8 protein-coding genes, 1 tRNA gene and 2 rRNA genes (1 of these 11 only partly in view) are annotated in these 11,593 nt (G+C 60.4%); 4 read left to right on the forward strand and 7 right to left on the reverse strand.

Going from position 1 to position 11,593, the window contains the following annotated elements; translation table 11 throughout:
• From USDA257_RS28965 to USDA257_RS28975, 3 genes are all read left to right on the forward strand, one after another.
• Positions 1 to 2,599, forward strand: a 23S ribosomal RNA gene (locus USDA257_RS28965); it begins 355 nt to the left of the window's first position.
• Between the two features lie 228 nt (positions 2,600 to 2,827).
• Positions 2,828 to 2,942: ribosomal RNA gene (gene rrf, locus USDA257_RS28970) — 5S ribosomal RNA — on the forward strand.
• A gap of 248 nt (positions 2,943 to 3,190) precedes the next feature.
• Positions 3,191 to 3,267: transfer RNA gene (locus USDA257_RS28975), tRNA-Met, on the forward strand.
• Between the two features lie 262 nt (positions 3,268 to 3,529).
• Here the strand turns inward: USDA257_RS28975 and USDA257_RS28980 are convergent.
• The 5 genes from USDA257_RS28980 to tnpA form a co-directional block, all read right to left on the reverse strand.
• A complete protein-coding gene (locus tag USDA257_RS28980; RefSeq protein WP_014766550.1) occupies positions 3,530 to 4,111 on the reverse strand; it encodes a dienelactone hydrolase family protein in 582 nt (193 codons plus the stop codon).
• A gap of 144 nt (positions 4,112 to 4,255) precedes the next feature.
• A complete protein-coding gene (tnpC, locus tag USDA257_RS28985; protein ID WP_014766551.1) occupies positions 4,256 to 5,788 on the reverse strand; it encodes an IS66 family transposase in 1,533 nt (510 codons plus the stop codon).
• Positions 5,789 to 5,879: 91 nt separating this feature from the next.
• Positions 5,880 to 6,940 (reverse strand): IS630 family transposase gene (locus tag USDA257_RS34660; RefSeq protein WP_086018031.1). Its coding sequence is split into 2 segments (ribosomal slippage): positions 5,880 to 6,448 and positions 6,448 to 6,940, totalling 1,062 coding nucleotides; the frame shifts between segments, so codons are not numbered across the junction.
• 82 nt (positions 6,941 to 7,022) lie between these two features.
• Positions 7,023 to 7,379 (reverse strand): IS66 family insertion sequence element accessory protein TnpB, encoded by a 357-nt coding sequence (tnpB, locus tag USDA257_RS29000; protein WP_041414806.1) that lies wholly within the window; start codon positions 7,377 to 7,379, stop codon positions 7,023 to 7,025.
• Complete coding sequence (tnpA, locus tag USDA257_RS29005; protein WP_041414807.1) at positions 7,376 to 7,807, reverse strand: IS66-like element accessory protein TnpA; 432 nt, start codon at positions 7,805 to 7,807, stop codon at positions 7,376 to 7,378. Before tnpA ends, tnpB begins: the two co-directional genes overlap by 4 nt.
• A gap of 356 nt (positions 7,808 to 8,163) precedes the next feature.
• On the opposite strand from tnpA, the gene USDA257_RS29010 reads away from it, so the two are divergent.
• Positions 8,164 to 9,489, forward strand: coding sequence for an MFS transporter (locus tag USDA257_RS29010; RefSeq protein WP_014766554.1), 1,326 nt, complete (start codon positions 8,164 to 8,166; stop codon positions 9,487 to 9,489).
• Between the two features lie 128 nt (positions 9,490 to 9,617).
• Here the strand turns inward: USDA257_RS29010 and USDA257_RS29015 are convergent, their stop codons facing one another.
• Positions 9,618 to 11,180 carry an adenylate/guanylate cyclase domain-containing protein gene (locus USDA257_RS29015; protein ID WP_041414809.1) on the reverse strand — a complete coding sequence of 521 codons (1,563 nt, stop codon included), beginning with the start codon at positions 11,178 to 11,180 and terminating at the stop codon, positions 9,618 to 9,620.
• Between the two features lie 13 nt (positions 11,181 to 11,193).
• Positions 11,194 to 11,565 (reverse strand): response regulator, encoded by a 372-nt coding sequence (locus USDA257_RS29020; RefSeq protein ID WP_041414811.1) that lies wholly within the window; start codon positions 11,563 to 11,565, stop codon positions 11,194 to 11,196.
• Between the last annotated feature and the right edge of the window lie 28 nt (positions 11,566 to 11,593).

The following is an 11,593-nucleotide window of genomic DNA, read 5'->3' on the forward strand; positions in this document are numbered from 1 at the left end:
TGAATTCAATAGGGATAAGAAGCGAACGCAGGGAACTGAAACATCTAAGTACCTGCAGGAAAGGACATCAACCGAGACTCCGCAAGTAGTGGCGAGCGAACGCGGACCAGGCCAGTGGCAATGCGGAATAAAGTGGAACGATCTGGAAAGGTCGGCCGTAGCGGGTGATAGCCCCGTACACGTAGAACACGCATTGTCCTTGAGTAAGGCGGGACACGAGAAATCCTGTCTGAACATGGGGAGACCACTCTCCAAGCCTAAGTACTCGTGCATGACCGATAGCGAACAAGTACCGTGAGGGAAAGGTGAAAAGCACCCCGACAAGGGGAGTGAAATAGAACCTGAAACCGGATGCCTACAAACAGTCGGAGCCCGCAAGGGTGACGGCGTACCTTTTGTATAATGGGTCAACGACTTAGTGTGACATGCAAGCTTAAGCCGGTAGGTGGAGGCGTAGCGAAAGCGAGTCTGAACAGGGCGCCTTAGTATGTCGCATTAGACCCGAAACCGAGTGATCTAGCCATGAGCAGGTTGAAGGTTGGGTAACACCAACTGGAGGACCGAACCCGCATCTGTTGCAATAGATTGGGATGACTTGTGGCTAGGGGTGAAAGGCCAATCAAACTCGGAAATAGCTGGTTCTCCGCGAAATCTATTTAGGTAGAGCGTCGACCGAATACCCCCGGGGGTAGAGCACTGGATGGGCTATGGGGACTCACCGTCTTACTGATCCTAACCAAACTCCGAATACCGGGGAGTACTAGTCGGCAGACACACGGCGGGTGCTAACGTCCGTCGTGAAAAGGGCAACAACCCTGACCTCCAGCTAAGGTCCCCAAGTCATGGCTAAGTGGGAAAGGATGTGAGGATCCCAAAACAACCAGGATGTTGGCTTAGAAGCAGCCATCATTTAAAGAAAGCGTAACAGCTCACTGGTCTAAATAAGGGTCTTTGCGCCGAAAATGTAACGGGGCTGAAGCCATGCACCGAAGCTGAGGCTTACGATCTTCTAGCGAAGACGTAGGGGTAGCGGAGCGTTCCGTAAGCCTGTGAAGGGATACCCGTGAGGGGTCCTGGAGGTATCGGAAGTGCGAATGTTGACATGAGTAACGATAAAGAGGGTGAGAGACCCTCTCGCCGAAAGACCAAGGGTTCCTGCTTAAAGTTAATCTGAGCAGGGTTAGCCGGCCCCTAAGACGAGGCGGACACGCGTAGTCGATGGGAACCACGTTAATATTCGTGGGCCTGGTGGTAGTGACGGATCGCACAAGTTGTTCGGACTTATTGGATTGTCCGGGCGGCGGCGCGGTTCCAGGAAATAGCTCCACCGTATAGACCGTACCCGAAACCGACACAGGTGGTCAGGTAGAGTATACCAAGGCGCTTGAGAGAACTATGTTGAAGGAACTCGGCAAATTGCACGCGTAACTTCGGAAGAAGCGTGACCCTTTTTGACGCAAGTCAGATGGGGTGGCACAGACCAGGGGGTAGCGACTGTTTATCAAAAACACAGGGCTCTGCGAAGTCGCAAGACGACGTATAGGGTCTGACGCCTGCCCGGTGCTGGAAGGTTAAGAGGAGGGGTGCAAGCTCTGAATCGAAGCCCCAGTAAACGGCGGCCGTAACTATAACGGTCCTAAGGTAGCGAAATTCCTTGTCGGGTAAGTTCCGACCTGCACGAATGGCGTAACGACTTCCCCGCTGTCTCCAACATAGACTCAGTGAAATTGAATTCCCCGTGAAGATGCGGGGTTCCTGCGGTCAGACGGAAAGACCCCGTGCACCTTTACTATAGCTTTACACTGGCATTCGTGTCGGCATGTGTAGGATAGGTGGTAGGCTTTGAAGCGGGGACGCCAGTTCTCGTGGAGCCATCCTTGAAATACCACCCTTATCGTCATGGATGTCTAACCGCGGTCCGTCATCCGGATCCGGGACAGTGTATGGTGGGTAGTTTGACTGGGGCGGTCGCCTCCGAAAGAGTAACGGAGGCGCGCGATGGTGGGCTCAGAGCGGTCGGAAATCGCTCGTCGAGTGCAATGGCATAAGCCCGCCTGACTGCGAGACTGACAAGTCGAGCAGAGACGAAAGTCGGTCATAGTGATCCGGTGGTCCCGCGTGGAAGGGCCATCGCTCAACGGATAAAAGGTACGCCGGGGATAACAGGCTGATGACCCCCAAGAGTCCATATCGACGGGGTTGTTTGGCACCTCGATGTCGGCTCATCGCATCCTGGGGCTGGAGCAGGTCCCAAGGGTTTGGCTGTTCGCCAATTAAAGCGGTACGTGAGCTGGGTTCAGAACGTCGTGAGACAGTTCGGTCCCTATCTGCCGTGGGTGTAGGAATATTGACAGGATCTGTCCCTAGTACGAGAGGACCGGGATGGACATATCTCTGGTGGACCTGTTGTCCTGCCAAGGGCATAGCAGGGTAGCTATATATGGAAGGGATAACCGCTGAAGGCATCTAAGCGGGAAACCCACCTGAAAACGAGTATTCCCTTGAGAACCGTGGAAGACGACCACGTTGATAGGCCGGGTGTGGAAGTGCGGCAACGCATGAAGCTTACCGGTACTAATCGTTCGATCGGCTTGATCGTTCCCATTGCTCATGCTCATCAAAAGATGAGCTGTTGACTGTCCTGACGCGCCAAAGCGCTCCGGACGGGCCGCGCCAGATGGCGCGACGGCCTTTGGCCTTGCGGAGCTGAAGCTCGGCAAGCGCCACAAGCACCGTCAAAGACGTGTTCAAAAAATGAAGTGAAAACTTCAGCCAGCTTCTCAAATCAGTTTGCTCCCTCCGGGGAGCAAAGCTTGCGCTTTGCCGACCTGGTGGTTCTGGCGGGGTGGCTGCACCCGTTCCCATTCCGAACACGGCCGTGAAACGCCCCAGCGCCGATGGTACTTCGTCTTAAGACGCGGGAGAGTAGGTCGCTGCCAGGTCTGCAAATCGCAAGCGTAAAACGCCGCTCCCCGTCGAGCCAACGAGACGGACAAGGCAGCGGCGCAAAAAGATCATCTTCTCTTCAGCCTTCGGCCCGGCCGAAACAATGGGCCGCTCAACGCGGCCTTTTTTGCTTCGGAAACCGCAAAAATAACGCCGGGTGCAGCAGCCCTCCGGACCGCAGGCCAAAGGCCGAGGACCGGCAAACACAAAAACAACCGGGCTAAAACAGCCGGTTCAGAAATAACGCGGGGTGGAGCAGCCCGGTAGCTCGTCAGGCTCATAACCTGAAGGCCGCAGGTTCAAATCCTGCCCCCGCAACCAATCGCAAGACAACAACAAGGCCCGCCCGGATCATCCCAGGCGGGCCTTTTGCTTTTACCGCCCACCGCACACACCGAACTCGCCACTGCCACGCTGCGTCACCGAGTGCAGGACACCCGTAACGCCGCGCGTTTGTCAGCCTCCCCAAATGGTCTGTAGCACTGAAGCGCTGCACGTTGTTGTCCGCAGCAGAACAGCTTTTGCGTAAGCGCTGTTGCGGGACCACCTTTCGGACTGAGCTCAAGCCAGACGCCGGCATGGATCAGACGCGATCCAGGAACTCAAGCACTCGGATAGTGAGTAGCGCGGTCGCATCCGCGTCGTACGACGGGAGCGAGCTGTCGGCGAAGTAGTGCTGATCGCCGGGGTACAGGAAAAGCTCCGCGTCCTCGACCTTCTCGACGATCTCGCGGGCGGCGTCGATGTCGCCCTCGCCGACGAAGATCGGGTCGTTGTCCATACCGTGGATTTGGACCGCGACGCGGTCCGGCCAGGGTCCGAAGGCCCACTCGCCTCTGATCGGCAGGCAAGAGTAGAAGAGCAGGGCTCCGCGGGCTCCGGGCCGTGTCTGTGCCAGCTTCTGTGCCGGCAGCACACCGAACGAGAACCCGGCGTAGACGAGCTCGGGAGGCAGTTCGTCGGCGACGCGGACGCCGCGCTCCCGCATTTCGTCGAATCCGATTTCACCGATGTGGGCGAGACCCTCATCGATACTCTGGAACGTGCGTCCGTCGAACAGGTCCGGCGCGTGAACGATGTGACCCCTGGCCCGCAAGTCGTCGGCGAACGCGCATACACCCGGGGTCAGTCCCTGTGCGTGGTGGAACAGCAAGACCTCAGCCATACGGAGCCTCCAGGTGGGATGGTCGGGCGCACGTTCGACTCTACAGCGTCATCGCCTCGCCGGGAAGAATGCGGACACGTTATAGGAGTAACGTCTGCGACCGAGGTGACGGCCGTCATAATTCGGCTCGAATAAGCGGTGCTCTCATGCCACGGCGTTGGGCTTCGTGCTTGCGGCGTAAGCCCAAGGCAGCAGGTCATCGAGTTGGCTGTTCGGATGGCCGTTGACGATCCTGCTGAGGACGTCGGCCAGATAGGCAAGCGGCTCGACGTCATTGAGCTTGGCGGTTTCGATCAGCGAAGCAATGGTCGCCCATTGCTCGGCTCCGGCGTCGGAGCCGGCGAAGAGTGCGTTTTTCCGGTTGAGCGCGATCGGTCGGATCGAGCGTTCGACGGTGTTGGAATCGATCTCGATGCGACCGTCGTCGATGAAACGGGTGAGCCCTTCCCAGCGTGAGAGCGCATAGCGGATTGCCTCGGCGAGCTTCGTCTTCTGGCTGATCAGAGCGAGTTGTTCGCGCAGCCAGGGCGCGAGACCGTCAGCGATCGGGCGGCTCTTTTGCTGGCGTACGGCACGACGCTCATCCTGCGTCCGTCCGCGTATCTCGTCCTCGATGCGATAGAGCTCGGCGATGCGTTTGAGCGCCTCGCCGGCGATCGGCGCGGGACCGGCAGCCGCCAGCTCGTAAAAGCGCCGACGGACATGGCTCCAGCAGAAGGCCAAGGATACACCATTCTTCTCGGCGAGCGGCCGGTAGCCGCTGTAGCCGTCGACTTGCAGGATGCCGGCAAATCCGTCGAGATGGGACATCGGCCGCTCGGCCTTGCGGTCCGGCGCATAGACGTAGGCGACGCCGGGCGGATCGTCGCCCTGCCATGGTCGATCGTCGCGGGCATAGGCCCATAGCTGGCCTGTCTTGGTCTTGCCACGCCCCGGATCAAGAACCGGAGCGGTGGTCTCGTCGGCAAAGAGCTTGGAGGTTGCCTTCAGGTGATCAAGCAGCCGCTGGTGGACCGGACGCAGGTGCCAGGCGGCACGGCCGACCCAATCGGCGAGCGTCGAGCGATCGAGGTCGATCCCTTGGCGCTTGTAGATTTGCGCCTGCCGATAGAGCGGCAAGTGATCGGCGTATTTAGAGACCAGCACCTGGGCGACGGTCGCCTCCGTCGGAATGCCGCCTTCGATCAGCCGCGCGCGAGCCGGAGCCTGAACGACGACGTCTTCGCAGGCACGGCAGGCATACTTCGGGCGGCGCACGACCAGGACCCGGAACTGGGCCGGAACGATGTCGAGCTTCTCGCTGACATCCTCGCCGATCCGGTGAAGCGGATGTTGGCAGCAGGGGCAGGCATGGTCATCGATGTCGACGACCGTTTCGACTCGCGGCAGATGGGCGGGAAGCGAGCCGCGATTGCTCCGGCGTTTTGCCGCCCGCACCTGACGCTCCGCGATGGCAGCCTGCGCCTTTTCCTCGTCCGCGTCCGCCTCGATCTGCTCCGCTTCTTCGAGGCCAAGCAGAAGCTGGTCCTCGGGCAAGGTCTCGGCCCGGCGGCCGAAGCGGTGGCGCTGCAACTCCTTGATGATCTGGCGCAGCCGCGCATTCTCCGCCTCGCGCGAAAGCACCATCGCCTTCAGCGTCTCCAGGTCGTCGGGAAGCTCGTCCGCCGTCATCGTCATGGGCGCAACAGAGCATATTCGTTGGCCTGAGGGCAGAGCCTCCACGCCCCTGATTCAATTGGTCGCGGACCCTTATACCAACGAGCGGTGATCATGACCGATGCGCCCATTCGCGGAGTCCGATGGACATGATCTTCCACGGCTGGTCGACGAGCTTGTTCCACGCGGCGCAGCAATGGGCGACGATGTCGTCGTAGTCTTTGAAGATGCGGTTCGAGAGCCAGTTGTCGCGCAGGAACTGCCAGACGTTTTCCACGGGGTTCAGTTCCGGCGAACGAGGCGGCAGGAACATCAGGGTGATGTTGTCCGGCACTTTGAGCTTCGGCGTGACGTGCCATCCGGCCTGATCGAGGATGAGCACGGCATGCGCTCCCTCATCGACGGCCTGGCTGATCTCGGCGAGATGCTGCTGCATGGCTTCGGTATCACAATAGGGCAGGACAAGGCCCGCACCCTTTCCCTTCCGCGGGCAGACGGCCCCGAAGATGTAGGCCCACATGGTGCGCTGATCCAAGGGTGCGGAGGGTCTGGTTCCGCGACGCGCCCACCGCCGCGTGATCTTGTTCTTCTGGCCTATGCGCGCTTCGTCGGCCCACCAGAGCTCGAGGTCGGTGCCGCGCGGGAGCCGGCCTCGGATTTCCGCCAGAGCGGCGGGGAAGTCTTTTTAAAAGCTTCTGCCTCCAGCTCGTTCTGGGCGTAGTGGCGCGGGCGGGCCGACAGCTTGGCGAAGCCGAGCGCCTTCAACTCACGGCCGACAGTCGTCTCGTCCATCGCGATGCGGAATTCCTGGAATATCCACCGCACCAGGTCCTTGCGCCGCCAGCGGACGACACCGTGGATCGCAGGGATCGGGCCGCTTTCGACGATCTTCGCCAGCGCATGGCGCTGAGCGACGTTCAGCTTCGCTCGGCCGCCGGGTGCTTTGCCGTTCACCAGCCCGTCGGGGCCGCGCGCATTGAACCGCAGCACCCAGTCACGGACGATCTGCAGCGTCACGCTGCCGATCCGTGCCGCATCCGAGCGCGAGCCGCCGTCATAAATCTCGGCGAGCGCCAGCAACCGCCGCGCCTGGTTGGCATCCTTCGTTTGCCGTGCGAGCTGTCGAAGAGCACGCCCATCGAAATCATCACGCAACAAAATTGCTGAACCCATCGCAAACCTCCCGTTTGCTGCATGGATTCAGATTCGAAGCCCCGTGGGAATCCCTGAGAGTCGGAAACGGCGCTCGTTGGTATTAGCCGGCTGTTACGGGAACACGCGCCGGCTCTCTGGCGTGGACGCGTTTCCAGTCCAGCCCCTCGAACAGCGCTGAGAACTGTGCCGCGGTCAGATGCATGACACCATCCTGCATCTTCGGCCAGCGGAACTCGCCATCCTCAAGGCGCTTGGCGACGAGACACATCCCGGTGCCATCCCAGAAGATCAGCTTGATCCGGTCGGTTCGTTTCGCCCGGAACACGTAAACCGTGCCGGAGAATGGATCGCCTCCCAGCTCCGCCTTCACCAGCGCCGCCAGCCCTTCGGCCCCCTTGCGGAAGTCGACCGGCCTGGTGGCAATCATCACCCGGACGGTACCCGACGGCCCGATCACGCTTGAGCTCTCAGCGCCTGGATGACTGCGGCGATCGTCGCAGCATCGGTGCCAGCCGCAATTCTGATGGTTGCTTCGCCGATCTCCAGTTCGATCGCCACTCGCGGAGCCGCGGTTTTGGCTGCTATCTTCTGGCGACGCGCTGGCGGTTCCTCCACCGCCTCGATCACCGCCGGCACAAACATTGGCGGCGAACCCTCCTCCTGCCGGCGTCGGTCGAGACGCCGCCAGGTGAACAACTGCCCAGGCGACAGCCCATGGCGGCGAGCAACGGCGCAGACCGACATCTCGCCGCTATTGCTCTCGGCGACGATCCGCTCCTTCTCCTTGTTGCTCCAATTACGACGCCGGCCCGAGCCAGTGAATATCTCGAACCGTTGCACCGCCTCATCGGCCTTGGTGCCATGCATAAACTCTGTGATCGTCATATGTCGAAGCCCTCTTTAGGCCGAACATCAACGATCAAACCGTGAACCGGAAGGTGGGGTCAAAACACCCTTACGCTTTTGCAAATGAAGTCGGACGAGATTCGCGACAGATGTGTGTCCGTCGCAAAGTTCGAATCTCCACGTCGCTCTGCATGGGGAAGTCGTCATTCGCACCATGTATCGATGTAAGTCAGAACTTGCGATCGTCGCCCCAGGCTTGGCAAAGTCGAGCTTTCGCGACAAGTCGTTACTTCAGAGATCTGTTGTTGCCGGAGCAGAACTCTTTTATCGGACAGTTTTCGTGCTAAAATACTGAAAAATTGTGGGGGCCATGTGATGCAATGGGAGGAAGAAACATGGCTATCCAAGTCCCGAAGGATTTCCGCCGCGTGATCATCGCCGCCTCGGTGGGAAATATCATCGAATGGTATGACTTCTATATTTTCGGCAGCTTGGCCGCCGTTTTGTCGGTCAAGTTCTTTGAACAGTCACACCCGGTCGCGGCGCTCTTGAGCACGATTGCGCTGTTCACCGCAGGCTTCCTGATCCGCCCGTTGGGGGCATTTCTCTTCGGCTGGATGGGCGATCGGGTCGGCCGCAAATATACGTTCCTCATCACCCTCAGCGGAATGGGGTTGGGCACTGGCGCGATCGGTCTGATCCCGACCTACGAGGCGATCGGCCTGACCGCGGCATTCCTCCTCTTCGCCCTGCGGATGATTCAGGGCCTGTGCCTCGGCGGCGAATATGGCGGCGCTATCACCTATGTCGCCGAGCATGTGCCCGACGAACGGCGCGGCTACTACACCGGCTGGCTTCAGACCTCTCCGACCCTCGGGATCGTGGTGTCGCTCGCCGTGATCATCGCGACGCGCACCTATTTCGGCAATGAAGTGTTCGACGCATGGGCGTGGCGCGTTCCGTTCCTGGTGTCGTTCCTGCTGGTCGGCATCGCAATCTACATCCGGCTTCAGCTCCAGGAGACACCGATCTTTGCGGAGATCAAGGCCAAGGGGCAGATGACCCAGAATCCCTGGAAAGAGGCCTTCCTCAGTTCCAACATCAAATATGTCGGCATCGCCACCATCGTGCTGATCGGGCAGGGGGTGGTCTGGTACAGCGGCCAGTTCTGGGCCTTGTACTTCCTGCAGCAGGTTTCCAAGGTGGACCCGCTGAACTCCGCCTATATCGTCGGTGCAGCGCTGCTGCTTGCGACGCCGAGCTTGATCTTCTTCGGCTGGCTGTCCGACATTATCGGCCGCAAGCCGGTGATCCTCGGAGGCATGCTGCTTGCGGCGATCACTTACTACCCGCTGTATCTCTGGCTGGGCACAGTCACGCAGCCTGAAAACATCAATTACCCGACCGCGATCCTCATCATCTTCATCCTGGTTTGCTATGTCGGAATGGTCTATGGGCCGGTCGGGGCGTTCCTGGCAGAATATTTTCCCGGCCGGATCCGGTACACGTCGGTATCGGTGCCATATCACATCGGCAACGGGTGGGGCGGCGGACTGGTGCCCTTCGTCACCTCGGCGGCTTTCGCCGCCACCGGTAGCATCGGCTATGCGCTGATCTACCCGATCATGGTGCCCGCCGTATGCTTCCTGCTCGCCCTGTATCTGATGCCCGAGACTCGCAGAATAAGCATTTGGGAGCCGGTCGAGCCCAAGGTGGGATGAGGGAAATGCCGCCCAAGCGCCGGGCTGCTGAGGCTCGGCGCACTTTTCTTGAGCGGCAGCAGACTGCGGGATCGCCGGCGGGCGCCGCCAAGTCTCCCTTCGCAACAAGCCGGCGCCGGGCGTCAGGCCTATCGAACGAGATAGGTCTCGATCCTGCCGTTGCCCTTCAGGTCGAGAGCGCAACGGGGCTCCAGCGCCCATCGGCCGCGCAAGGCACGCCTGGTCGCTTCCGAGATTTGCACGCTGTCGGGGACGCCCTGGGATTCGAGGCGACTCGCAATGTTGACCGTTTCTCCCCAGACGTCGTAGACGAAGCGAAGCCGGCCGATCAGTCCGGCGACGACCGGCCCCGAATGGATTCCGATGCGAACCCGGAAGCGGTCGCCATCGGGGGCCGTATCCTGCAACGATTCCAGCATCGATTTCCCGAGAGCCACGATCCTGTCGGCGTGATCCGCCGAAGGCTCCGGAATCCCGCAGGCAGCCATATAGGCATCGCCGATGGTCTTGATCTTCTCCACGCCATGCTGCTCGGTCAGCAGATCGAACTTGCTGAACATACTATCCAGTCGCCTGACCAGATCGGACGGCGGCAGCCTTGCCGCGATGGGCGAGAAGCCGACGATATCGGCAAACAGAATCGACACCTCATCGAAGCGATCGGCGATGATCTCCTCGCCGCCCTGCAATCGGGCAACGATCTGGTCTGGCAGGATCGCGTGGATAAGGTTATCGGCGCGCCGCTTCTCCGTTTGGATCTGCTCAAGATAGCGGTGCTCGCGGTCGAGCCAGCGCTTCTTTTCGAGGGTGGAGTTGATGCGCGCCCGAAGCAGGATCGGATTAAACGGCTTGGTCAGATAGTCATCGGCTCCCGCTTCGATGCAGCGGGCCACCGCGGCCACTTCGTTCAGGCCCGATATCATGATCACCGGGATGTGCCGCCAGCGGTCTTCCGCCTTCAGCCGCGAAAGGACTTCGATGCCGTTCATGTCCGGCATCAGGATATCGAGCAGGATAAGGTCGAACTCCCCCTCCTGCAGTCTCGCAAGCGCCGAGAGGCCGGAATCGGCGACGGCGACACGATGGCCCTCGCGCCGCAGGCGGCGGGAGAGGAGGTCGCGATTGCTGGCGACGTCATCGACGACGAGAATTCTGCCGCCCTGATCCGGCCAGGCATCATGCCCGGTCTTGAACAGGAGCCGCTCCAGTTCGGCTGCGTCGAGCCCCGCCTGATCCCTTGGCTGAAGCGCCTCGATGGCCGCCCCGCGCGAAAGACCGGCGATGGCGTCGACCTGCTTCAAAAGCTCGGCCGCCGCCGTCAGTATCACGCCGAGATCCTCCTTCAGCGTGTGCGGGTGCAAGTCTCCCGCCTCCTCGAGGATCATTTCGGAATAGCCGATAATGGCATTTAGCGGCGTGCGCAGATCGTGCCGCAACCGTGCCTCCGCCCCGGCTTCGTCTCTCTCCGGACAGTTCGCCTGGTCATCGATCAGGCGATCGATCAGACCGTTCAATTGTGTCGCGGCAGCGCCGATCCGCTCCAGATCGGCCAGCATATGTGCCAAGCCGAGGTCCCGCGCCTGTTCGAGCAACAACTCCTGAAATCCGAGGATCGCCTGTGCCGGGCCGGCCATCCGCTGCGCCACGTGGGTGGCCAAGGCTTGACGCTGGAATTCGTTACCGACACTCATTTTCAAACGCCACTCAATTGGATGTGGTGAGCAACTGCTCGATCTTTCGGACAAGCTGCGACAGGTCGACCGGCTTGCTGTCATAGTCGTCGCAGCCGGCATCGAGCGCCAGGTCCCGATCGCTCGCCATGGCGTGCGCAGTCAGCGCGATGACCGGGATCGTAGAGGTGAGCGGGTTGGCCTTGATCTGTCTGGTCGCTTCCCAGCCGTCCATGACCGGCAGGCTCATATCCATCAGGATCAGATCGGGCCTTTCGGAAGCGGCGAGCTCGACGCCCGCCTTGCCGTTTTCCGCAATCAGCACGTCGAAGCCGCGCCGAGACAGCCGCCGCGAAAGCATGTCGCGGTTCATTTCATTGTCTTCCACCAGAAGGATTCTCGTCATTTCCGGTCTCCTCCGGCTTGCCGCAAGG

Source organism: Sinorhizobium fredii USDA 257 (assembly GCF_000265205.3).
In the GTDB taxonomy this organism is placed as follows: Bacteria; Pseudomonadota; Alphaproteobacteria; order Rhizobiales; family Rhizobiaceae; genus Sinorhizobium; species Sinorhizobium fredii_B.

What these genes read in the sequence shown, in the direction of transcription:
- USDA257_RS28980 (WP_014766550.1), bottom strand. Translation starts at nt 4,111, where the DNA reads ATGGCTGAGGTCTTGCTGTTCCACCACGCACAGGGACTGACCCCGGGT.
- tnpC (WP_014766551.1), bottom strand. Translation starts at nt 5,788, where the DNA reads ATGACGATGACGGCGGACGAGCTTCCCGACGACCTGGAGACGCTGAAG.
- tnpA (WP_041414807.1), bottom strand. Translation starts at nt 7,807, where the DNA reads ATGACGATCACAGAGTTTATGCATGGCACCAAGGCCGATGAGGCGGTG.
- USDA257_RS29010 (WP_014766554.1), top strand. Translation starts at nt 8,164, where the DNA reads ATGGCTATCCAAGTCCCGAAGGATTTCCGCCGCGTGATCATCGCCGCC.
- USDA257_RS29015 (WP_041414809.1), bottom strand. Translation starts at nt 11,180, where the DNA reads ATGAGTGTCGGTAACGAATTCCAGCGTCAAGCCTTGGCCACCCACGTG.
- USDA257_RS29020 (WP_041414811.1), bottom strand. Translation starts at nt 11,565, where the DNA reads ATGACGAGAATCCTTCTGGTGGAAGACAATGAAATGAACCGCGACATG.